This window comes from Salinibacterium sp. NK8237, from assembly GCF_015864955.1.
Taxonomy (GTDB): domain Bacteria; phylum Actinomycetota; class Actinomycetes; order Actinomycetales; family Microbacteriaceae; genus Rhodoglobus.
Genome location: NZ_JADYWE010000001.1, coordinates 825,208 through 848,729 on the forward strand (window position 1 = coordinate 825,208; position 23,522 = coordinate 848,729).

The window sequence follows — 23,522 nt, forward strand, 5'->3', positions numbered from 1 at the left end:
TTAACAGGCGGGAAGATCTTGAATAGCGCGGTGGGCGCTGTCCACACCATCAAATTTCACCCAGACTTCATAGCGGCCATCTGCGTTACCGCGCACTCTGTTCCACACTTTCCACTGCGTGGTGCGCTGGTGACCATCGGGCCAGAGACCGGTGTAGCTGTGATTGCTGAAGCTTCCACTGTTGTCGTAGATCTCCATGGTGTGGGAACTGTTTGCCTGCCCGCTCCAATTGATTCCGAGATTGTGGACTCCTGGAGATTCACCGTCGAAGTAGAGACACAGTGACGCGACTGCGGGCGGTGCTGGCGTGACAATCGGGCCGGCGCTAGAGGATCCGGCAGGACCGGTCCCAGCATTGTTGTACGCGACGACAGTGAGGGTGTAATTGGATGCGGCAGGCAAGCCCGATGTCGTCGTGCTGGTGGATGTGGTCGTGCCTGTTGCGCCGTTGCTCAGGGTCCATTTGTACTGCAGATTGTCAGTGACGGCTACGCCTCCCCCGCTAGCGTTCCAGGTCCACGCAATTGTTCCCGCCGTGGTGCTCTTCGTCACGGAGCCGGAAACCCCCGAGACTTGGGCGGGAACCGTCTGGTTCTGAATCTGCGCTGAGTTCGAGGTTCCCTTCGCGCCACTCTTGCCGCCCGAGTTTTGGGCGTACACAGTGAACGTGTAGTTTCCTGCAGACAAGTTGGCCGATGTCGTCGCCGTCGTGCCGGTAGTGCTGCCTGATTGGCCGTTGCTTGACGTCCAGTAATAGGTTGTGGTTCCTCCGGTGCCGCCCACTGCTGGCCACGATGCCGAAACCTGACCGCTCGGCGCCCAACGGCTCTCGACCGAAGCCGTCACCGTCGGTGTGGCCGGAGTGCCATACGGAGTGATCTGGTCGCTCGTCGGCGACCACTCTCCCGGACCGTGCTCATTGATCGCGCGCACGCCGAAGGTGTACGACGTTCCGTTCTGAAGCCCCGTGATCGTGCACGAAGCGCCCGCTTGGCAATCAGTCGGTAGGTTCGCAACAGCAGGAGTCGTGCGCACTTCGTAGCCGGTGATCGGCTTGCCATTGGTCGCCGGGGCGACGAAACGCCACGTCGCCGATTCGTTGCCGCCGATGGCGGAACCAGCATCCTGGGTTGGCTTCTGCACCTGATCGGGAATGTCACTGACAACAAGAGTGATCGTGCCGTTGACTTCGCGGTCAGCATCATCCGTGGCATCCGCGATCGTGTACACCACTTCGATCACACCGCTCTTGAGCGCCGCATCTGGTCGAATGGTCACGGTATTTGCGGTGAAAGTCACGTCTGCTGGCTCACCGGTGTTCTGAACTCGCGCGTTCACAATATTCAGCTCTTCGCCGGTGGTCTGATACGGATTCGAATCGTTCGTCAGCGGATTCACGGTGACGGCCCCATCGCCACGCTGAGTCTCCACTGCATCAGACACAGCAACAGCGAGCGGTCGGGTAGACCCGACAACCGTCACGTTGATCGTGCCAGGAACCTCAAACTTGTCCCAGCGCAGGGTCACGCCCAACGTGATTGTCGTGCCCTTAGGGGTATTCCGCGGCACGTTCAGGTTGAGTTCGGATCCGCTGAGACTCGCATCGAGGCCGTCGCTCGCGCCGGTGAGGTTTGAGTACGTAACCTCGCCAATAATGGTGGCGTTCGGGTGCGCGGTCGAATCTCGCAGGTCAAGAACCGTCGTCTCGCCCACTTCAACCTGGGTGTTGGGAGTCGTGAACTCTGGCGCTGTGTCCCGGAAATCAGGATCACCAACGACAATATTCATCCGAAGACCCGCATAGTTGCCCGCTGGGTCATTTTGGGATGCGCCATCGGTCACCGTGAAACTGACGGATGCCGGACCGCGATAGTCCAACGCCGGAGTGAAAGTGATGGTCTCTTCATCGACAAAATTCGACGAACCATCGCCCTGAACTGAGCTCACCGAAGTCGCGTCAGGAATCCACGCGTCACGGCCCGAGGGCACGACGACGATATCCGACAGCTTCCACTCTCGAGTCTCGTTCATCCCGACGTATTGGGTCGGCAAGTCTGGATCGATAGCCGGTGGTTCGTCAAAATTCTCGTCGACAGCCGCCGGAACGAGAATGAAGGCGCGAGCGGTTAACTCGTCTACCGCGTTCGTCACGCTGTAGGTGATCGCCTGCCTCGTCGGGCCTGGGATGACTTCGATCTGACCGTTTACTTCGCCAAGAACACCCGAGTCAGCGTTCGCTCCCTCGAGCTCAACTACGAGATCTTCGGTTCGTCCAGCGGGATTGAATGCGTGACCATCGAACAGATCAACGGTGACCGATTCCTTTCCCGCAATATCTTTCTTCAGGATGCTGATGTCGTCAGCCGAGGGCGGAAGAATCGGAGCATCCGGCGTGACCTGAACCAGCACGTAGCTCACGGCTGATCCACCCCTGGTGTTTTCCAAGCGATACCTCAACGAGAACGATTGTTCAGTCTCTGGCGCCTCGATCACTAAGAATTGCCCGCCAATGACTTCTGCAGAAACACCGTCCGGCACGTCAATAAGATCTGGCGCTACCGAAATGCGCGCACCTTGAGGATCAGAGTCGTTTTCAGTGAGATCAATTTGCGCCGTTCGGCCCGGCCGAATGGCCACGCTATCGGGAACCGCACTGGGATCCTGGAGCTCGTCCGGTTCAGGGATAACCGCAATCTTGATGTCGCCAACACCTGTCGCCCCGAAAGCATCGACCACTTCGTAGCTGAATGAATCTGTTCCGGAGGCTGCCGGAGACGACTCATAAATGAAGTAGTCGGCACCAAACTCGGTAACGGCACCCAGCGTCGGGTTAGTCGGGAATCTCAGCAACTGAGTCGAATCACCATCGGGGTCGACAGTGCTGAGAGGGATCTCCACCCTGATCTCGCCACCAGCGAGCACACGAGCAATCAGCGCAGTCGGCGTCGGATCTTGGTTCGAATCCGCATCGACCGGCGTGACCGTAAAAGTTGCCGTCGCTGCAGCGGTCTCACCGAAGGGGTCGATAACCCGATAGTCAACGGTGTACGCACCGGGAACGGTCGGCGCTTGGAAGCGCAGCATGTCGTGGCTGACGAATGCAACGCCCTCCAGAGGTTCAGTAACGAGCTCTGTCGCAAGAGACATCGGGCTGTCGTCAGGGTGGAAGTCGTTGTCGAGCACGTCAAGCGTGATGATGTCGCCGGCGCGAACTTTGGCCGCGTCATCGATAGCAACCGGTGGCTGGTGCTTGGTGAGGGCGGGCACCGGAACGACAGTAACTCCGGCACTTGCTGTGTTGACGCCATCCGAAATCGTGTACGTAAAGTTGACTTGGCTGGTGAGCGCCGCCGGCGAGGTAACTCTTATCAGGGTGCTCTCGAGCAATTCGACCACGAGACCCTTTGCCGTGAGAGCCGGGTCGACATCGATTGACTGCACCGCGAGGATGTTGCCGCTGGGGCTCACATCGTTAGACAAGACTGAGACAGTGGTCGGTTCATCCCCGCGCAGATAGGCGGTGTCTTTGACGGCAACCGGCGGAAGTTCAGCGGATGCCGGGTTGGGCAAGACGTCGATCCGCACCAGCCCGACGCTGGTGTTTGCACCGGCACTGAGCGAGTAGGTCAGGTAGTAAATTCCTGCGGATGACGAGCTGAAGGTGATTTCACCACGATCGCTGTCGAACGAGGCCACCGCCCCGTTGTCTGCCTCATCCAGGGCGATAAGACTGAGCTGGGCGCCGGACGGTGACAGGTCGTTGAGCAGTGGCTCGATGACGACGGTCTCTGTTTCGAACACCGAAGCGAAGTCGGGTGTTCCCACGGGGTTCAAGGTTCCGGCAGGTTCTACCGTGACGATGAGCTCGCCTTGGGCCGGAGTATCTCCACCGTCCGAGACGAGGAAGGAGACTTCTTTCTCCCCCAGTTCAGAGGTCTGGTGAGTGAAGGTGACAAACCCATCGGGAGTAAATCTGACGAGGTCACCAGACTTTGGCGACGCCGCAATCAGATAGAGGTCGTCGCCGTCTGGGTCTTTCCAATCAGCCAAGACGTTGTAGCTGACGGTCTGATTGGCTTCGACGCTGATGCCCGCTTCACGAACACTCACGGGCAGCTCGTTGCGCCCCTCGGGAATGATCGTGGCAGCGACCCGTGCCTGGTCCGTTCCGCCCCGACCATCATCAATTGTGTAGTTAAACGCAATCGACCCGACAAAATCTGGGACGGGGGTGAATTGCAGCGCACGGCCGCCATCGATGAGGTCGAGTCGTCCTGTCGATTCGGCGATGCGGTCGTACGCTGAAATTACAAGCACGTCCCCGTCGGCGTCGGTGTCGTTATCGAGCACCGTGAACACTGTTGTTCTTCCTGGCCGAACCCCAAATTCATCATCTGTCGCGACCGGATCGCGGTTGGCATCCGTGCGCTCAGCGAGAGTGTCTTCGAAAGACTGGATCGACGACTTTTCGTCGCCCTCTTCTTCAGACTCTTCGTCCTCCGGCGGCGTGACGTCTTCCCAGTTCTCGACGAGACGCATGTTCTCATCGACCAACCACACGTTGCCGTTTGACAGATTGTTAAGCGCAATCACCGACCGATTGACTCGGAACTCGAGCACGCTACCTTGCGTCGGCTCAGCAATTGTCTGCGTCTGTGGATCGCTGCCAGTGCACGCGAGAACATAACGCTGTGCAGAAGCCCACGCCCCATGCGCACAGCCCTCGAGGGCGACAGGAGCTGAAACATTCGCCACGTCATCTGACGGAGTAGAGATGTCCGCAGGGATGTCCGTAAGAACCCCGCTGCTTAGCTCGAACCGCTGAAGAGAGTCCCCAGTAGCCACAAGCGCAAAGCTGGCCTCGGCGCTTGACTGTTGCAAGCGCAACCCCGGCTTATCCAACGGATAGCTGCGCCCATCTTCCGTGAGCAGTTCATTCGTCGACTGGTCGAAAATCACGGCTGACTCGCCAGCGGCGGCAATCTGAAACTCGCCCACTGCTGGGAAATCAGACTTCACCGGTTCATCGGCGATCGTCTCAACGCGGTAAATCGCCTTGTTCACTGGTGACACGGCAATGACAACACCGTCGGACGTGACCGTTGCTCGCCCACCGGCCCCGAGCGAAATCAACGCGGGGTCCGACACGTAGTTGAACTGAAGATCGCCCACTGCCGGCACGACCCAGAGCTCACCCTTGGGCGACACGATCGCCAGATTTGTTCCGCCGAAAGAAACTTCGGCGTCGGGTGGCACGTCGATTGCAGACGTAACTTCAGTCGTTGCCGGATCGACTGACTCAACGCGATGAGCGACCGGGTCGTTCATGAAGAGCGCGTCGCCATCTTGAAGCACATCAAATTGCGCGCTTGAGGCGATAACTGAGCCATTGAGCTCGTCGATTTGGCGATTCAGTCGACCGCCGAGAAGCTGCTCGCCGTTCGTGACCCAAACATCGCTGGCGATGAGGTCGACATCAGAAACGGGAAATCCGGGGTGCAGAGCTGCGAACGTGAGCGGTACACCAATGACGAGAGACACGATGACAGCGGATGCCACTGTCTTGCGAGTGCGCGCTGTACCGATAGACAGCTTCACGTTGCACTTCTCCCGAATTCCGCACAGCTTGCGTGCACACGATCACGCTGACAAATCCTCGACCAAGTTCTGGGAGTTACCCTAGCATTTTTCAGGTTATTCTAGCGAGCCACAGCCATGGGTACTTCTCCCCTCGTGAGGCCCGCGCTCACGGGGTGCGGCTCTCCTCGTCATTGCGTTCGAGAAGATAGAGATCGTCTTTGTCGACAAGTCGCGTTGCGACGGCGAACTCCACCAGTCGCAACCTCCTATTGGTCGCAAGGTTGTCTTTGCCCCCTCGCAGTCCGGCGACGCCCCGCTTATCTAACTTCTCGCAGACGTTGTCGAGCTTGCGATTGAAGGTAGTGATCGACCAGCCGAGCCGCGCGGCCACCGCAGCAGACGTGGGGATATCGCCGCGCCCCGCGGTTGCCTGCCGCAGCACGCCCTCGGCAAGCGCCACGATAAGCAGCCGCTGGGAGGAGGTGAGAGGGATCGGCCCAATTGTCGTCGAGCCACCGGAACCCGCAATGGACGTCGAGGTGTTGAAGTAGTCATCGCCGGCATGAATCGTGAACTCATAGGTCGTAGACCCAGCGCTGAACAGCACCTGCATTTGAGGAAAAACGATCGGAAGTCGTGCACCAGGTGCCAACCACGCCTGCACTTGGCCGGTCGCATCCGTCACTGTCGCGGTGAGCAGGTTTCCCACATTGCCGAGCCACCACATTCCGAAGTCTTCGTAGATGCGAAGAAACCGACGATGCAAGTAGGGATTGTCATCAATGACGAGATCGGATTCGCGCCCGACATGAAAATCATTGGGGTGGGTGATGTCGTACCACTCGCCACAAAATTCAATCTTCAGCGGATTCATTCGGGAAAACACGCCTCCAGAGGATTGGCAGACTCGGTGCCTGCACGCACAATGCGAACATCAATGCACAACGTCGATCCCGCAACATAACCATCGACGGGGATGACGCCATTATCAGATTGCCGTACCGGTTCGCTCTCGCGCCCGACACGCTTCCAGATGATGCGATCACCCTCTTCAGCAGCGGGGTTGTCAATCGTGAACGTGACCGAACCTGCTGACTCTTCTGCCGATACCAATACCGGTGTCGGCACGGTCTCCACTACCGCCGAGGTGGGCGCTGCGGTCGGTGCGGAAACGGGCGGCAGCTCTGTTGAGACGGGGTTGGTCACGAGAACCGCAATTGCGACTGCGCCCCCCAGCACAACGGCAACACCGCCGATGATCCAGGTCGCCGCTTTTCGTCGTGAGGGCGGAGCTTTTTCAGTGGCCGCGCTGGCATTCGTCAGCTCAAACGGTTCCGTCGTGACATCGGCAACCGGATCGGCCGCGGGCCGTCGGCGAACAACGGTCTCGCCAAGCTCTGGCTGGGGCGGCTGAACAACGCGGTGAGGAGCGCCGCGCAGTTGCGTCTCGTCTGCGCTGCTCCCGCTACCCGCGAGAGGGATCTGCGGCGGTTTCTCAAACGACTTCAACGTTGCGGATGCGGGCTGCGCATCGATGGTTGCCACACCGCGGGCACGTGTTGCATCGTCATCACCAGCATCGGTACCGGAATGGGTTACCTGGTCAACCGCCAGATTCGGCACGTCGACTGTTGTCGGTGCATAGCCCAATTCCAGTTCGACACGTTGCAATGCCCGAGCAAAGTCGAGCGCGGTCGCAAACCGATCGTCACGGCGCGATGCCATGCCCTTTCGCAAGACGGCAAGCAGACTCGCCGGCACGTCGTCTCGAGTGAGCGGCGTAATGAGACCACGTTCGATACGGCCTATGAGATCGAGCGCTCCGTTGGATCGCCCTCGCACCTCGAACGGAGTGTGCCCGGCGAGCAGGGTGTAGAGCGTCGCTGCGAGTGAAAACACGTCAGCTCGAACATCTGGATTCGGGTCGTCCTCGAACATTTCGGGAGGCGACCACGGCACAGACATGCCGATTGACGCTCCAGTGGTCGAGCCACTTTCTTCCGTCAAAGGCGAACGCGAGCTCGTATGCAACGGAATGTCCTCGTCAAGCGCAGATGAGATCCCGAAGTCGGTGAGTGCCGGCCACCCATAATCATTGGTCAGCACGTTCGCGGGCTTGATGTCGCGGTGCAGAATGCCAGCCGCGTGTGCAGTAGCCACCGCACCGCTCACCCGGATTCCCACCCGCAGCACATCGGTCACGGGGAGCGGTTCACTCTTGTAGCGTTCCGCCAGGCTCGGCCCTGAGCAGTACTCCATCACGAAGTAGGGACGATCGTCGGCGGCAACATCCGCGTGAAAAATGGAGACGATGTAAGGGTGGGCTGACAATTGAGCCATCAGGTTTGCCTCGGCGACAAACGATGCTCGAGTCGCCGGAGCAAGATCTTCGGTCAGCAACACTTTTACGGCAACGCGGCGCTTGGGCAGGTGCTGATCGTACAGAAAAACGTCGCTGAAGCCACCAGACCCCAGGAGCTTCACAAAGGTATAACCCCGCAGCTCAGGCGGTGTTGACGGGGCCCGACGCACTATGACTCCTCGCCCACGGTGAGGGTGACGTCGCCGCCGAGATCGATGACAGTGCCGACGATAACCGCCGTCGGTTCGCCAGCTCGCAAACGTTGCGCTTGGCGGCCGGGTAGCGCAACATGCGTGCCATTTCGAGAGTGCAAATCGGTGACAACCACCGTTCCGCCTTCGACGACAATCTGAACGTGGTTTCGGGAGATGTCCTTATCTCCGGGGATCGTGACAAGCCGCGGGAGGGATCCGCCAGATACCTTGCTCACTGTTGGCGCGCGGCCGACCAGAATTGGTTGCGACAGCACTTCGCGCGCACCGGTCGAAAGCTGCAAGTAAAGCGCCGACAGCGGCGGGAGAGGAACCTCGTCGACAGCAGCAGCGGGGCGCTGCGAGCGAAGGCCAACCAGATCACTCGTCATTATTGTCATGCCGTCGTGATCGCCCTCCGGCTCTGGCCGGTCGACGGCTACGGGAGCCACCGGTTCGGAGAACTGCGGTGCAGTACCGATCAGGTCCGTCGCCCCCGCGGAGTTACTACCGCCAGCTGCTGGCGTTTCAGCTTCATCGTTATGCGCGTTGGCAGCCTCAGACACGTCGCGCATCACTGTCTCGCCGAAGAGAAAATCGTACCCTTGGCCATCATTATTGAGGTCGCTCGATCGACCAATGTCGGGTTCCTCGGCCACAGCCTGAGCAACGTCAGCAACCCCAGCTACGTCAGCGACCCCAGGGGGTCGGTCAGCAATCGTCGTTTCCGATAGTGGGCTTGCGGCGTTCACCGGGGCAACCGCAGCGGACGCTTCTGCCTCGCCAAGCAGTGCGGCGCGTATCCCGGGAACCTGCTCGTCAACCTTCACATCGTGAACTTGCGATGCTTCTTCGTTATGCGTGCAGTTCAGGCGAGCTGTCTTCACCACGCCAGCAACGATAGGTAGCGACTCGGTCGCAGTGGACTCGTTGACAGAAATGGTGCAATCGATGACGTCATCGAAATAGCTCTCGGCCCACGTACTGACTCGCGCACCGCTCACCGTTTCGTTGCCCGCGCGAGTAGTCAGGGAGACACTCACTGCGCCACGAACGATCACTCGCGCGCCAGCAGGGTTCTCGTGTTCAGCCGTCCACTCAACAAGCGCGAATGCTGGAGTTGCTGCTAACCCTCGAGCACTCAGTGCTTCGACTGCGTGTTGCGCGCCGAGCGCCCGATTCGCCCACAGGGTCGCGAGAAGACTCTCCTCAGACGAGTCGACACACACGATTAGCTCGTCACCAACGACCGCCGACCACGATGTGTCAGTCGGTGGGGCATAAAGGTATTTCATGACCACTGCGATCTACTTCCTGGGTCGGGTTTGTTCGAGGTGATGCGAGACGGCGCGATCGACGGTGTCTTCTTCTGCCGTATCTGCGCTCGCTGCGCGGGCAGCATCCACCACGATGACGGTCACGTTGTCGGAACCACCAGCGGCAATCGCACCCGCAACAAGCCGGTCAGCAATTGTTTCGTTGTCGTTCAACGCTGAACGATCAGCGAGGATTCCGGCGATGAGATCGTCGTCGAGCTCCTTAGTCAGCCCGTCTGAGCACGCCAAAAAAGTGTGTCGGGCTGCGACCGGGAGCAACCACACGTCGGGGTTCACGTGCGAGTGGATGCCGAGAGCACGCGTGATGACGTTACGGTCGGGGTGCGATGTCGCTTCGAGGGCGGTGATGTGGCCAAGGTCGACAAGTTCTTGCACGGCCGAGTGGTCGACCGTGACCTGCTCGAGCTCACGACCGTTCCAGCTATAAACCCGTGAGTCTCCCACGTTGAAGGCCATCCACCGCGGTTCTGAATCGGCGCCGACAGCAACGAGAGCGATGCCGGAAAGGGTCGTACCCGATACCCCATCATCTTCTCCCCTGAGCGCGATGACCGCCGAGTTGGCTTCGGTAATCGCCTGAACAATATGTTCCGGCGTGAGAAAGCTGTGGCGTGCCACAGCGCGAGCGAAGCTTTGCACGACGCATTGGCTTGCGCGATCTCCAAAGGAATGCCCACCCATTCCGTCGGCGACAAGGTAGACCTGCGGCAGCACAAGCAGGCTGTCTTCATTGAGCGAGCGCACGGATCCACGGTCGGATGCGGCCGACACTTTAACGGTGACAGGTCCACTGGGCAGCAGAATTTCGTGCTGATCCGAAACCATCATTGTGCCCCCAAGCATTTGTCAGGTATCAACGTAGCAATGAATAGAGGACACCGCGGAAACCCGGCGGTATGCTGACCAGAGCGCACCACCCTCGCGCTACCACCACTTGCCATTTTGTTGTTTTGCCCACAAGGCCCACACGCAGGAGAAGTTCATGATTTCGCACGCATCAACGACGCTAGAAGCCCCCGTATCCGCTCTCGAAAATGCGGATTTCACGCACGAGAACGTTCTGATTTCAACAGGCAAACGTTCGGGGCTTGTCATTACCGTTGCCGTTCATTCCACCGTTCTCGGCCAAGCCCTTGGCGGCGCCCGAATGTGGAACTATCCGCACTGGACCGACGCTGTCGCTGACTCCCTGCGCCTCTCCGCCGCGATGACGCTCAAGAACTCTGCGGCCGGCCTCAACCGTGGTGGCGGCAAGTCGGTCATCCATATCCCCATGGGCGTCACCCTCACGGCGGATCAGAAGCGTGAGGCCATGCTCGATCTCGGCGACGCCATCGAGAGCCTCAACGGCGCATATATGACGGCCGAAGATGTCGGCACGAGCGCCGAGCTCATGTCGATCGTTGCCGAGCGCACCGAACATGTGTGTGGTCTCCCTGCCGACCAGGGCGGCGCGGGCGAGCCGGCGGATGCCACCGCAGCAGGCGTGCACGCGAGCATCCTCGCCACCTGCGAAGCACTGTTCGGCACGCGGGACCTTGCCGGACGTCATCTCGTCATTTCTGGACTCGGCCAGGTCGGTGGCCGCTTGGCTCGCTCCCTCACCGCAGCCGGCGCTGTGCTCACCGTCACCGATGTCAACCTCGACCGCAAACTGCTTGCAGCAGAACTCGACGCCAACTGGGTTGACGCCGATGAAGCGCACAGCGTGGTTGCTGACCTCTACATCCCCTGCGGCATGGGCGGTGCGCTTAGCCCTCGCGTCATCCGCGAGCTCAACGTCAGCGGTGTTGTCGGAGCCGCGAATAACCAGCTTGCCCAGCATGATGGCGCCGAAGCCCTCGCCGAGCGCGGCATTCTCTGGGCGCCCGACTTCGTGGTGAACGGTGGCGGTGTGATCTACCTCGACATGGCTTCGGAGCCGGATGCGGATGCCGACGCCATTGCGAAGCGCGTCGAGGCCATCGGTGACACCGTGACCACGATCTTCCGCGATGCCGCAGCCCAGGGCATCACCACCTTGGACGCCGCAGAACGCCTCGCGCAGTCGCGCCTTGTCACCGTGTTCTAAAGAACAGCGTTAACCGCGACGCGCGGTGGCCCACCCTCGAGCTATTGCTCAGAGTGCGCCACCGCGCGTTGTCCGTTGCGGGCAGTGCCGCTTAGTCGACCGAGAGTTCGGCGAGCTCACGCTTCTTGTCGCGGCGCATCTTGGAGAGGCTCGCGACAACCGCAACAGCCATCGCGGCAAGAATCACGATCAGCGAGGTCCAGGTGCCAATCTCAGGTGCCCACAGAATCGGCTCTCCGCCGTTGATAAACGGCAGCTCATTGACGTGCATGGCGTGGAAGAACAACTTGACACCGATGAAGGCGAGCACGAAGGCGATGCCGTAGTGCAGGTACTCGAGCTTGTCGATGAGATCGCCAAGAAGGAAGTACAACTGGCGAAGGCCCATCAGAGCAAAGATGTTGGCCGCGAACACGATGAAGGGGTCGGTCGTGATTCCGAAGATTGCCGGAATCGAGTCGATCGCGAACACGAGATCAGTAATACCCAGCGCGATAAAGACCACGAGAATCGGCGTGAAGACCTTTTTGCCGTCGATCACGGTGCGAACTTTGCCACCGTCGAAGTTCGGGGAGATATTGATGTGTCTGCGCAAGTAGCGGATGATGCCGCTCTCGGTTTGTTCCATGTCGTCGTGGTCTTCGAACACTTGACGGATGGCCGTGTAGAGCAAGAACGCACCAAAGATGTAGAAGATGAAGCTGAAGTTCTCAATCAGTTGCGCACCGAGCAGAATGAAGATTCCGCGCAGCACGAGAGCGATCAGGATGCCCACCATCAGCACCTCTTGTTGGTACTTTCGCGGCACCGAGAAACGCCCCATGATAATCACGAAGACAAAGAGATTGTCGATCGAGAGACTGTATTCCGTGACCCAACCGGCAATGAATTGGCCGGCCTGTTCGACATCACCGAGCAGGAACATCATGAGAGCGAAAACAAGGGCGAGGCTCACATAGAAACCAACCCACAATGCTGATTCCTTGGTGCTCGGAATGTGCGGGCGCTTGTAGGCCATGATGAGGTCGGCCGTCAAAATGATCAGCAGTACTGACATCGACGTCACTTCAAACCAAATAGGCAGAGTAGTCAAAAGAATCCGTTCAAAGGTTTCGAGGCGTAGTAAGACTCGAAAGTCTCTCCCGCATCCGCCAGAGACGTGGATGCCGTTGCCCCGGAACCACTACTGAGTGGTTCGTATTGACGAGTACAACGAGGTGGGATACTCCCCTTCGCGTTCACCATGATAGCCGACCACCGCGCGTGAATAGTCTGATTTCCCGCCGCTCCCGCATGTGCGCATTGGTCAGCATCTGCTGTATGGTCAGTGCATGCTGACCATTGCTTCTCGTGTCGATGTCATGAACCGCCTAGGCCGGGCCATGACCGACCCCACTCGCGCCCGCATTCTTCTCTCTCTACTCGAAAAGCCCGGGTATCCCGTGCAGCTGGCGCACGATCTCGAGCTCACACGCAGCAACGTCTCCAACCATCTCACCTGCCTGCGCGGCTGCGGGCTCGTCGTTGCGACACCTGAAGGTCGCTCGACCCGCTATGACATTTCGGACCCCCACCTTGCCCACGCCCTCAATGACCTCCTCAACGTCGTGCTCGCCGTCGATGACGGCACACCCTGCGCCGGCGAGAACTGCAACGACCCGTTCTGCTGCACCCCCAACACCACCGCCGAGGTGACCGCATGAGCGAAGAATGCTGTGGTGTGGATGCTCCGCTCAAGTCACGCGCCCCCGAGTCCGTAACCCTGCTCGGCACCGCTTCCGCCGGCACCACCCCTGACGCACTCCCAACGTCACAAGCGGACGAGGCCCTCGCGCCGTGGTGGAAAGATCGAGCCCTCGCGCTGCCTGCAGCCTCGGGAGCGCTTCTCGCGGCATCCGTCGTTGTTGGCTGGTCCGGTGTCGCTGACGGGGTCACCTTCACCCTGCAGTTTCTGAGCCTCCTCGCGGGCGCAACAACGTTCGTGCCGGGTGCCGTGCGTCGCCTGCTCCGCGGCTCCCTCGGCGTTGGGCTACTGATGACAATTGCCGCCATCGGTGCGGTACTCCTGGGCCATGTCGGCGAGGCTGCCGCCCTCGCCTTCCTTTTCTCCATCGCCGAAGCGCTCGAAGATCGCGCAATGGATCGCGCACGCCAAGGATTGCGCGCTCTGCTCTCGCTTATTCCCGACGCGGTAGTGGTCGAGCGCGAAGGGGCCCAGCTGAGCGTACCGACTCGCGACATCGTGATCGGTGACGTTCTTGTCGTGCGCGCCGGTGAGCGCGTCGCCTCGGATGGCATCGTGGTGAGTGGTCGCGGCAGCATCGATACCTCCGCCGTGACGGGCGAATCGCTGCCCGCCGCGGTAGACACCGGCGACGCTGTGCTCGCCGGTTCGATCAACGGTGAGGGTGCTTTGCGCATCCGCACCACCGCGGCTGGCACCGACAACTCCCTGACAACCATCGTGCGCCTTGTCGAAGAAGCGAATGGGCGCAAGGGCGAACGTGCTCGACTGGCCGACAGAATCGCTCGTCCTCTCGTGCCGATCGTCTTGGGAGTCGCCGCCGCCATTGTTGGATTCGGCTTCCTCGTCGGCGATCCCGAACTCTGGACCGAACGAGCGCTCGTCGTGCTTGTGGCCGCATCGCCGTGCGCCCTCGCGATCGCCGTTCCTGTGACGGTCATCTCGGCGATTGGCTCCGCGAGCAAGCTCGGAATCATCGTGAAATCGGGCGCCGCCTTCGAACGCATGGGCAGCATCCGCACCGTTGCTTTCGACAAAACCGGCACGCTCACGCGAAACCAGCCAACCCTTGTTGCCGTCGAAACCGTCGATGGGGTGACGCGCGACGAGGCGCTCAGTATCGCCGCTGCGCTCGAAGCCCACAGCACGCACCCCCTCGCTCACGCGGTTCTTGCCGAACGACCCAACCACCCCGAAGCACTCGAGGTGCGCGAGGATGCCGGCCGCGGAATATCCGGCACCGTGAACGGCGTTCCCGTGCGCGCCGGCAGCACCCGCTGGATGGACGCCGGCGAGCTTTCGCCAGCCGCCCTGCGCCTCGCCGACGACGGCATGACCGTGATGGCCATCGAACGCTCCGGCATCGTGATCGGGCTACTCGGCATCCGCGACGAACTACGGCCCGACGCTGCGGAGGCTGTCTCGCAATTGGCGAGCGCGGGCATCCGCACCCTCATGCTCACCGGTGACAACTCCAGAACTGCAGCGACGATTGCGGCCGAAGCCGGGATCAGCGATGTGCGCGCCGAACTGCTTCCCGCCGACAAGGCCGATGCGATCGCCGCACTCTCCCAGGAGTCCCCCACGGCAATGATCGGTGATGGCATCAACGATGCGCCAGCACTCGCCACCGCCGACGTGGGTATCGCGATGGGTGCGACAGGCTCGGCAGCGGCGGTCGAGTCTGCCGATGTCGCCTTCACCGGCAGCGACCTGAGACTCATTCCGGTGGCGCTGCTTCATGCGCGGCGCGGGCGTCGCATCATGACCGGAAATATCGTGCTGTCGCTCGCGATCATCGTGGGTCTTTTCCCGCTGGCGCTCACGGGCGTTCTCGGCCTCGCCGGAGTGGTGCTCGTGCACGAGCTCGCCGAGCTGGTGGTCATCGTGAACGGCCTCCGCGCGGCTCGACTTTCGCATAGCCTTGATTCGCGCTCAGCAGTGGGCGCTGGCCGTCAATCCCAGCCTGTTCGGAGTCTCGTGTGAAGAAAGCCCTCCTGCCCACCTTTGCTGCACTGGGCATCCTCGCTCTCGTCGCCGCCTTCGTCTTTGTGTACGTGACGGCGAAGAACGCCGATACCGAGACAGCAAGCACCACCACTTCGGGCTCTTCCGAACTCGCCTCCGCTGTAGCGAGCGACTCGAATTACGTTGACAATGTCGGCTCCGATGCGGTCACTATTGTCGAATTCCTCGACTTCGAATGTGGAGCCTGCGGTCAGTTCTACCCCTACGTCGAGGCGATGCGCGAAGTGTACGACGGAGATATCAACTACGTCGTTCGCTACTTCCCGCTGCCTAGCCACCTCAACTCGATGGATGCCGCCATCGCGGCCGAGGCTGCTGCCCAGCAGGGCGAGTTCGAGGCCATGTACCACCGCCTCTTCGAAACTCAGGGCGACTGGGCCGGCGGAACTCCCCCACAGACTGATGTCTTCCGTGCACTGGCTGAAGAAATCGGTCTCGACATGGATGCCTATGATGCCGCCGTTGCCGAACCCGCCACGCAGGCGCGTGTCGAGGCTGACTTCGACGCCGGTGTTGAGCTGGGCGTCAACAGCACTCCCACCTTCTTCGTGGACGACGAATACATCGAGACGAGTCGTCTTGAAAATCTGCCGGAGGCTGTTGACGCCGCGGTCAAGGGCTAATTGCACTCAGCGCCCAACGCTGCTTAGGTGTACCAACTTGGTTCTGGCACTTCGTTGAGCAGCACATACTGACCGACTTCGCGCTTCTTGTACGGCGCCGGGTCGTGCAGGCTGTGGGTGCGCAGGTTGCGCCAGAAAATATCGAGGCCCACTGAGTTGGCGGATGCCCGAGCACCCGTCAGCTCGAACACCTTCGTTGCGACCTCCAAGCCGTCGTCGCTGATGCGCAGCTTCCCGGCTGCAATGCGCACGGCGATTTCCCCACGGCGGCGTTCGGTGAGCTCGGTGCGCGGCGCGTGAAGCACCGCACTGATTTCGGCGCCAACAGCATTGAGCAGGGCCTCATCCGCCCATAGCTTGGATTGCAACTCGCCATAGCCTTCGAGGATGTACCACTCCTCGCTCGCGTGAGCTTTGTTGTCACCGCCATAGGGCCAGGCGCGGCTCTTGGTGCGCGTGTACGACGACGCGGCTTCGATCGCTCCTTGCGCAATGCCGAGATAGAAATTCGCGAAGACCAACTGGATCGCTGGCACATTGAGAGTGCCGTAGGTGAGCGGCTGAAACTCTTTGTTCACGAACCCGAGGGCTGACGACCATCCGGTGCGCACGCCATTGATCTGCACGGAGCCGGATTCGGTCAGTCGTTGGCCCAGATTGTCCCAGTCGCCGTTGAACACGATTGCTGGCTGGTCGGTCGGCACGATCGCAAAAACATGAGTGTCGGTTCCTTCGAGGATGCCCTCGAGCACGGTGAGATCCGAAACGACACCGCCTGTGGAGAACGACTTGTTGCCGGTGAAAACGATCTCGTCACCCTCATCGGTGACAAGCAAATCGGAATCGCGTGGATTTACCGCACCACCAAAGAGGTAGTTGTTCTCGGTGTAGTGCTTTTCTACGGCGATGATCTGCTCGTCGGTGGCGACGAGGCGCGCCGCCCACGCCCAGAGGTAGTGGTAGCCGAGCAGTTGCCCGATTGAGCCGTCACCCCGCGCAATCGTGCGGATGACCTTGTAGGTGGTCTCCCACGCCTGCCCACCGCCGCCATGCTCGGTCGGCCCGAGCAGCGTAACGAGCCCTGAGCTCTTGAGAAGCGCCACTTCGGCGTGCGGCGGCTGGTTGGCGACATCTCGCTCAACGGCATCTGCCGCGAGGATGTCAGACACTTCTTGAGCGCGCTGAAGCCAGCCCTCTGGCGTGGTGGGGCGGGCGCTATCCGCCCAGCGATTCTCGATTGCAGTGGGTGTGGCAGTGAGATGTGGCATGGTCGCTTTCCTTTGTGAGTCAGGGTTCCGGATGGGGTGTGAGCCCTATCTTGAGCCTCATCAGGACACACGTCGAGCATGTGTCTTCTCGCTACTTTCTGTTACGAATCGTGTACTAGATTCAGCACTGAGCACGCTGCCGAGAGCACGAGGAGACCCGATGGCCCACGAGCCGAATCCGCTCGCCAGCTATCTGCGAGCGCGTCGGGATTCGCTGCAGCCCGCCGACGTTGGGCTGCCCGCCACGGCGGGCCGACGAGTGTCTGGGCTCCGTCGCGAAGAGGTCGCCGAACTCGCGGGCATCAGCGCCGATTACTACGTGCGTATCGAGCAGGGCCGCGATCAGCACCCCTCCGACCAAGTGCTCAGTGCGCTGGCGCGAGCGCTGCGCTTGGATGACGATGCGCGCGACTATTTCTTTCGACTAGCGCGCCCGGGGTCGCAAACGATGCGTTCGCATCCGCTGTCGGAGTCGGTACTGGGATTGCTCGACTACTGGTCGCACACCCCCGCCTACCTCTTTGATCGCAACCATGATGTGCTCGCCGCCAATCAGTTGATGCGCGCCCTCAGTCCCGAAGTGCAACCGGGGCACAATCAACTCATCGATGCCTTCGGCGGGTACGCCCGCGCGATCGAGGAGGAACAGCCTGCTGCAGTGCTGGAGGGCTGGGAGTCCATTCTCAACCAAATGCTCGCTGCACTTCGATTCTCAAGCGACCCCAACGATCCGCGGCTGCACGAGGTTGTCGGCTATTTGTCGACCACCTACCGAAGCTTTCGACCATTTTGGGCACGGCACGAAGCGAGACCTCATACGGGAGGCACACTCCACGTGCTCCTTGACCCCATCGGCTGGGTCGAATTTCGGTGGCAAGCCCTCGAAGTCTCGAATGCTCCCGGCCAATATCTCGTGACCTACCTAGTCGAGCCCGACACTCACGCTGCAGCCGCGATCGCGTACCTCGTGTCGATTCGACGGCCCGGGGCATCCGGCTTCCGTTCCGACCAGTTATCACCTGGCGCCTAATTGCTTCTCGCGTGGAGCCTCGTCAGCCCTCACCGCAAGACGGAGAATTATGCGCAATGAGCGCTATCAGTGAATCGAGTTGCGACTGCGCGGCATCATCGGTCGTGCAGAACACGAGTAGATAGTCGTCGGTGTCTTCAGGGATTCTCACGAGGCTATAGCCCAGGCCGAGCGTGCCTACGCGGGTATCAGTAAAGCTGACGGTGCCCGTCACCTGCGCTCCGATCGACTCTTTCGCCCACACTTCGGAAAACGTGTGACTCTTGGCCGAGAGCTCACCCACTATCTCCCGAAATTCTCTGTCGCCCTCATGAAGCGCAAGCGAGTCGTTGAGCATCCCGGCGATCTGGGTTGCAGCCGCGGTGAAGGATGCCCCGCTGCGCTCGACAGTGGGCTCGAGAAAGGTGAAACGAGCGAGGTTCACGCCCCTCTCAAAACTGGCGGAGAGCGCTCGAGCGAGCGGGTTCGAGGCGAGCACCTCAAGATGCCGATCCAGCAGCACCGCTGGCACTTCGCGCCAGTCCCTAAGGTGCGCGCTCACCAGAGCACGTTGGCGCGCAATGGCGGGATCGAGATCTTCGTTCATGTGCTCACCGTAGGGCGCGACGGTCGCGGCAGCCTAGCCCCGGTGGGGCCACCCACCACGGCGATTTAGCGCGTTGGTGCGTCTGGCTCGCTAAAGCGTGTCGGGGTAACGCCTAGCCCAGTACCGCGAGCGGCGAGGTACGCGAGAGCGGAGGCGGCGGGCGATCCGGGGGTGGGAAAAACCACCATCAGCTCGTAGCCAAAATGCACCGGCAGCGAGAAAAGTTGGATGTTGAGTTCCACTTCCCCGACGCCCTCAATCGGCACACGAAACGTCCTGTCGCTAAACGGTCGAGCGTCATGGCGCGCCCAACAGCGAGCAAACTCAGGCTGTTCACGCAGCAGCTGAGCGACGATCTCTTGCCGACGCGGATCCGTCGGATCACTGTAGAAGCGAAGCGCCGCAACGTGATCAGAGACGAGACCGCTCCAATCAGGATGCCGCGTGCGAGCACCAGGCAAGAAGGTGTTGAGCATGAGGTTCATGCCGACCTGAAAACTCTCGGGAACAAGAGCTCGTGCCAGTGAATTGCTGGCGACAATGTCGCGGTTAGGGTCGAGAACGAGAGCGGGGCTATCTGGCCACTGTTCGAGCAGACGGCCGGTGATGGCATCAGGCAATGGCCCCGCTGCTTGCGGTCGAGGCGCTTGAGGTGTTGCCAACCGAACGAGGTAGCGGACAGCAAATTCGTCGAGTTGAAGCGCTCGCGCGAGCGCACTGATCACTTGCATCGACGGGCGATTATCTCGGCCCTGTTCGAGCCGAACGTAGTATTCGCGGCTGATGCCCGCGAGCGCGGCGACTTCGTCACGACGTAGCCCGGCGACACGGCGCTGAGGGTCAGCCGGCAACCCTACTTGCTCGGGCGTGAGCACTCCGCGGCGAGCGCACAAGTACTCACCAAGCGCACCCTGTTGATCGGCCACGAGGGGTCCTTTCCCAATTCCCGCACTAGTAAATCTAGTCCGATGCGGGCCTCAGCGGGTATCTGACTAGGACTCGTGGGGGCACGCGCGACAGCGATTGGCTTTCTAGCCTGAGACAGAGTTCTCCCCACCACTTGAAAGGAACCCGCAATGCCCTACTTCACCACCTCCGATGGAACCGAGATTTACTACACCGATCAGGGTGCCGGTCAGCCGGTACTACTGAGCCACGGCTGGCCTCTCTCTTCGGATGCCTGGCAAGTCGAAATCAAACTGCTCGCCGACAACGGCTACCGCGCTATCGCGCACGATCGCCGCGGACACGGTCGCTCCTCAAAGACGTACACCGGCAACGACATGGATACCTATGCTCGCGACCTCGCTGAGCTCGTCGAACACCTCGACCTCAGCAACCTTGTCGTCATTGGTCACTCAACAGGCGGCGGTGAAGTGGTGCGCTACGCCGCTCAGCACGCCAACGGCCGCGTCGCGAAGGTCATCACTGCCGGTGCCGTGCCGCCGCAGATGGTGGTCAGCGACACCAACCCCGATGGCTTGCCCATGGAAGCCTTTGATGGCATCCGTGCGGGTGTATTGAAGGATGCGTCGCAGTTCTACATTGATCTGACCGAGGCATTCTTCGGCGCCAACCGTGAAGGCTCCGCCGTGTCAGAGGGCGCTAAGCGCGAGTTTTGGCGTCAGGGCATGAACGTCAATCTGGCCGCTGCCTACGATTGCGTGAAGGCATTCTCTGAAACCGACTTCACCGAAGACCTCAAGGCAATGGATGTTCCTATCCTGCTCGCGCACGGCGACGACGATCAGATTGTGCCCATCGACGATGCCGCCCACAAGGCCGCAGCGCTCGTGAAGCACGGAACACTCAAGGTGTACGCGGGAGCGCCCCACGGCATCTACGGCGACTACCAGGAGCAACTCGGCCGCGACATCCTCGAGTTCATCGCGGAGTAAGCACGTTCAGTGTGATCGGCGCTGTGCGTGATTGGCGTTCAGCGTGATTGGCGCTTAGCTCGCCAACGTTGCCACGACTCACGCACCCGTCGACGGGTTCGCTTCCAGAATGCTCGGGAGCGAGCCCGAGAGGCTGCGTGACGTTCGGCCTCCATTTGTTTTTCTTGAAGAAAGAGTTTGGCTCCGGCCTCGTTGCGGGCACGAACCCACTGACCGTTGCTGCCCATAAACATTTGCATCACATCCCGACTGCGCTGGAGTTAGGCACCCCTCCACCGTAACGAGAATTCATCACGAAGCAAGGCCCTCGGTGGCCGGACGGTTCTCCCCAGCCAGCTCAACGCTGACTTCCGCGGTACCGCGGTACCGCACGATCACGGCGGATTCGCCCCCTGAATTGGGTGTCCCGTTAACGACGAAATCCCGATCTTGTTCACACGAACAAGACCGGGATTTTGCTACTGTGACCCCAGCGGGATTCGAACCCGCGTTACCGCCGTGAGAGGGCGGCGTACTAGGCCTCTGTACGATGGGGCCGTCACAACAACTAGAAAAGTATGCCACACCTTTTGGGCTACTTTTCCCACTTCTGCCGATTTATTATCACTGGATCATTCTTGACTGCTTTTACGCGCGCTGCCGCCACCACTTTTATCACCGTCGCAGCCGCCGTTGCCCTTACGGGATGTTCGCTTCTCTCTCCCGAAGTTCCTCGCGGCGACGACGGCCAGGTACTCGAGCCGGCCGTGATCGGTTCCACTCAACTGCTTGTCGATGACTGCTTCACCTTTGTGGACGGCAGCGACCTCAGCGAAGCCGAAGTGACCCCTTGCACAACAGAGCACACTCACATTGTGATCGGTAAGGGCGAGCTCGAAAAGAGCGCCATCTCTGAAGCTGGCGGACTACAGAATGCCGTGTCGTCAGCGTGCTCCGAAACCTTTAGCGCGTTCAAAGAGACAGTGGCTGATGGCGCAGCGCGCCCCGACCAAGAATTCATCATCTCCGAACACTCCACCGACGACGACGTGCTCGTTACGGACTACGCCTGCATTGCCACCGACGCCGCGACGCCGCCAGCCTAAGCGCACAACACAAAGAAAAACCGTGCCGCGCTAGGGCCGCTGGTCCAGAATATTCAGCACTCCCGCAACCATCTTGATATCGATGGGCAGCGCGGCGAAGCGCTCACCATCGGCGTACGCCATGATGTCGTCAGATTCGATACGAATGTTTTTCGCCCGATACACCGTCACGCGCGGGTCAGTCAGGTGCTTGCCACTGAAGACGCGCGGAAAGACGCGTAAGAAAGCCAACCGCGACAACGCTTCAACGACGAGAACGTCGGCGAGGCCGTCATCCAGAATCGCATCAGGCGTCACCTTCATGCCGCCACCAAGCGAAACGTTGTTTCCCACACTGATAAGAGCTCCCGAAGTTTCGATGACCGTGTCATCGAGGGTGAGCTTGTAATGGATGGGGCGCAACCGCAGCAATTCGATCAGAAGCGCAATGGTGTAGCGGCTCGCGCCGCGCGGCCACGACATGAGGTTCGCACGCTCGTTGACGATCGCGTCGAACCCCGCTGAAAGCACGCACGCAAACCAACGAGTGGCAGCGGAACCGGTGGCGTCGTCCATGTAGGTCACCCGGCCGGCGTCGATGGCTCGCATCGGCCTCGCGAGGCCGCGCACAATACTCGCGACAGCGGCATCCACATCAGAAAGCGGGATGCCGAGCCCGCGCGCCATGTCATTGCCGGTGCCCGAGGGGATGATTCCCAACGGAACCTTCGTCTTGGCCACCAGATTTGTACCCAAGTTGACCATTCCGTCGCCGCCAACAACGAGCAAAGCGTCCGGCTTTTTAGCGACAGCTTTTCGTCCGCGCTTCAACAGCAGAGCGAAGTTGGGCTGTTCCAGGGCAGTCACGTCATGCCCGAGCGCACGAAGCGCTTCGACAGCTCGAGGACCCACATTTTTGCCACGGCCAAACGATGCTGTGGGATTGATCGCGACAACAAGACGCAGCGGTTTGATCGACTCCACACTTCAGTATGTCGCACAGTCTCGCATTGAGTGCACCACACGCTTAAGGTCGAACCATGAAGGTCACCAAGTATGAGCATGCCTGCCTCGTTCTCGAACACCATAATGAACGCCTCGTCATTGACCCCGGTGGGTTTACCGAGCCACTTCCGGTGCTCGACAACGTGACCGCCATCGTGATCACTCACCAACACCCCGACCACTGGACCGACGAACACCTTGCGCGCCTTCTCGACAACAATCCCGACGCGCCCATCTTCGGCCCTGCCGGTGTCACGGCCGCTGCCACTAACTGGAACATCACGACCGTCGTTGACGGCGCGAGCGAAACCGTGGGGGCCTGGACACTGGAGTTCTTCGGCGGCGAGCATGCCGTCATCCATCCCTCGATCCCCATGATCGACAACCTCGGAGTGCTCGTAAACGGCGAGTTTTGGTACGGCGGCGACTCCTTCACCGTGCCACCCAAGCCTGTGGTGAGCGCCGCTATCCCGGCTGGTGCGCCGTGGCTGAAGATCAGTGAGGTCATGGATTACGTGACCGAGCTGGCCCCGAAGCGTGCGATTCAGACGCACGATGCCGTGCTCTCCGACAAGGGACTTGCCCTCTCGGCCGCCAGAATTACGGATGCCATGGCTGGCTACGGTGGCGAACTGACGGTTCTGCAGCCGGGCGAATCCATCACGCTCTAGTCAGCGTGGAGCTCTAAGCACTCTCCCAGCTTTTTGCAGTTGTGCATTTTTGCAGTCTCTGCAA

18 protein-coding genes and 1 tRNA gene are annotated in these 23,522 nt (G+C 60.5%); 8 read left to right on the plus strand and 11 right to left on the minus strand.

Features of this window, described 5'->3' with window-relative positions; translation table 11 throughout:
* The 5 genes from I6E56_RS04015 to I6E56_RS04035 all read right to left on the minus strand — a co-directional run bounded on the left by I6E56_RS04015 (position 1) and on the right by I6E56_RS04035 (position 10,295).
* On the minus strand, positions 1 to 5,598 hold the full coding sequence (locus I6E56_RS04015; RefSeq protein WP_197136207.1) for an Ig-like domain-containing protein: 5,598 nt from the start codon (positions 5,596 to 5,598) through the stop codon (positions 1 to 3).
* A 148-nt stretch (positions 5,599 to 5,746) separates the two neighbouring features.
* Positions 5,747 to 6,454, minus strand: a complete 708-nt coding sequence (locus tag I6E56_RS04020; protein WP_197138063.1) for a hypothetical protein — start codon at positions 6,452 to 6,454, stop codon at positions 5,747 to 5,749.
* Positions 6,451 to 8,112, minus strand: a complete 1,662-nt coding sequence (locus I6E56_RS04025; RefSeq protein WP_197136209.1) for a serine/threonine-protein kinase — start codon at positions 8,110 to 8,112, stop codon at positions 6,451 to 6,453. Before I6E56_RS04025 ends, I6E56_RS04020 begins: the two co-directional genes overlap by 4 nt.
* Positions 8,112 to 9,428, minus strand: a complete 1,317-nt coding sequence (locus I6E56_RS04030; RefSeq protein ID WP_231606423.1) for an FHA domain-containing protein — start codon at positions 9,426 to 9,428, stop codon at positions 8,112 to 8,114. Before I6E56_RS04030 ends, I6E56_RS04025 begins: the two co-directional genes overlap by 1 nt.
* A gap of 12 nt (positions 9,429 to 9,440) precedes the next feature.
* Positions 9,441 to 10,295, minus strand: coding sequence for a PP2C family serine/threonine-protein phosphatase (locus tag I6E56_RS04035; protein WP_231606233.1), 855 nt, complete (start codon positions 10,293 to 10,295; stop codon positions 9,441 to 9,443).
* A gap of 157 nt (positions 10,296 to 10,452) precedes the next feature.
* On the opposite strand from I6E56_RS04035, the gene I6E56_RS04040 reads away from it, so the two are divergent.
* Positions 10,453 to 11,541, plus strand: coding sequence for a Glu/Leu/Phe/Val dehydrogenase family protein (locus tag I6E56_RS04040; protein ID WP_197136215.1), 1,089 nt, complete (start codon positions 10,453 to 10,455; stop codon positions 11,539 to 11,541).
* 91 nt (positions 11,542 to 11,632) lie between these two features.
* Here I6E56_RS04040 and I6E56_RS04045 read toward each other — a convergent pair whose 3' ends face one another.
* Positions 11,633 to 12,598: a TerC/Alx family metal homeostasis membrane protein gene (locus tag I6E56_RS04045; RefSeq protein ID WP_231606234.1), complete on the minus strand. Its 966-nt coding sequence runs from the start codon at positions 12,596 to 12,598 to the stop codon at positions 11,633 to 11,635.
* Positions 12,599 to 12,872: 274 nt separating this feature from the next.
* Here I6E56_RS04045 and I6E56_RS04050 point away from each other — a divergent pair, with 274 nt between their 5' ends.
* Genes I6E56_RS04050 through I6E56_RS04060 form a run of 3 tightly spaced genes read left to right on the plus strand, consistent with a single transcriptional unit; the run spans position 12,873 to position 15,936 of the window.
* Positions 12,873 to 13,244 (plus strand): helix-turn-helix transcriptional regulator, encoded by a 372-nt coding sequence (locus tag I6E56_RS04050; RefSeq protein ID WP_197136216.1) that lies wholly within the window; start codon positions 12,873 to 12,875, stop codon positions 13,242 to 13,244.
* Positions 13,241 to 15,271, plus strand: coding sequence for a cation-translocating P-type ATPase (locus tag I6E56_RS04055; RefSeq protein ID WP_197136217.1), 2,031 nt, complete (start codon positions 13,241 to 13,243; stop codon positions 15,269 to 15,271). The genes I6E56_RS04050 and I6E56_RS04055 overlap by 4 nt, the downstream gene beginning before the upstream one ends.
* On the plus strand, positions 15,268 to 15,936 hold the full coding sequence (locus tag I6E56_RS04060; RefSeq protein WP_197136218.1) for a thioredoxin domain-containing protein: 669 nt from the start codon (positions 15,268 to 15,270) through the stop codon (positions 15,934 to 15,936). The genes I6E56_RS04055 and I6E56_RS04060 overlap by 4 nt, the downstream gene beginning before the upstream one ends.
* 23 nt (positions 15,937 to 15,959) lie before the next feature.
* Here I6E56_RS04060 and I6E56_RS04065 read toward each other — a convergent pair whose 3' ends face one another.
* Positions 15,960 to 17,204 (minus strand): acyl-CoA dehydrogenase family protein, encoded by a 1,245-nt coding sequence (locus tag I6E56_RS04065; RefSeq protein WP_231606235.1) that lies wholly within the window; start codon positions 17,202 to 17,204, stop codon positions 15,960 to 15,962.
* 160 nt (positions 17,205 to 17,364) lie between these two features.
* Here I6E56_RS04065 and I6E56_RS04070 point away from each other — a divergent pair, with 160 nt between their 5' ends.
* Positions 17,365 to 18,234: a helix-turn-helix transcriptional regulator gene (locus I6E56_RS04070; protein ID WP_197136219.1), complete on the plus strand. Its 870-nt coding sequence runs from the start codon at positions 17,365 to 17,367 to the stop codon at positions 18,232 to 18,234.
* A 22-nt stretch (positions 18,235 to 18,256) separates the two neighbouring features.
* Here the strand turns inward: I6E56_RS04070 and I6E56_RS04075 are convergent, their stop codons facing one another.
* Positions 18,257 to 18,820: a hypothetical protein gene (locus I6E56_RS04075; RefSeq protein WP_197136220.1), complete on the minus strand. Its 564-nt coding sequence runs from the start codon at positions 18,818 to 18,820 to the stop codon at positions 18,257 to 18,259.
* Between the two features lie 65 nt (positions 18,821 to 18,885).
* A complete protein-coding gene (locus tag I6E56_RS04080; protein ID WP_197136222.1) occupies positions 18,886 to 19,746 on the minus strand; it encodes a helix-turn-helix domain-containing protein in 861 nt (286 codons plus the stop codon).
* 150 nt (positions 19,747 to 19,896) lie between these two features.
* Here I6E56_RS04080 and I6E56_RS04085 point away from each other — a divergent pair, with 150 nt between their 5' ends.
* Complete coding sequence (locus I6E56_RS04085) at positions 19,897 to 20,718, plus strand: alpha/beta fold hydrolase (protein ID WP_197136224.1); 822 nt, start codon at positions 19,897 to 19,899, stop codon at positions 20,716 to 20,718.
* Positions 20,719 to 21,182: 464 nt separating this feature from the next.
* Here the strand turns inward: I6E56_RS04085 and I6E56_RS04090 are convergent.
* A tRNA-Glu gene (locus tag I6E56_RS04090) sits at positions 21,183 to 21,255 on the minus strand.
* A gap of 80 nt (positions 21,256 to 21,335) precedes the next feature.
* Here I6E56_RS04090 and I6E56_RS04095 point away from each other — a divergent pair.
* Positions 21,336 to 21,803 (plus strand): hypothetical protein, encoded by a 468-nt coding sequence (locus I6E56_RS04095; protein ID WP_197136226.1) that lies wholly within the window; start codon positions 21,336 to 21,338, stop codon positions 21,801 to 21,803.
* Between the two features lie 30 nt (positions 21,804 to 21,833).
* Here I6E56_RS04095 and I6E56_RS04100 read toward each other — a convergent pair whose 3' ends face one another.
* Entirely contained in the window at positions 21,834 to 22,766 is a 933-nt protein-coding gene (locus I6E56_RS04100) for a diacylglycerol kinase family protein (RefSeq protein ID WP_197136228.1), read from the minus strand.
* A 56-nt stretch (positions 22,767 to 22,822) separates the two neighbouring features.
* On the opposite strand from I6E56_RS04100, the gene I6E56_RS04105 reads away from it, so the two are divergent.
* On the plus strand, positions 22,823 to 23,458 hold the full coding sequence (locus I6E56_RS04105; protein ID WP_197136230.1) for an MBL fold metallo-hydrolase: 636 nt from the start codon (positions 22,823 to 22,825) through the stop codon (positions 23,456 to 23,458).
* The last annotated feature ends 64 nt before the right edge of the window (positions 23,459 to 23,522 follow it).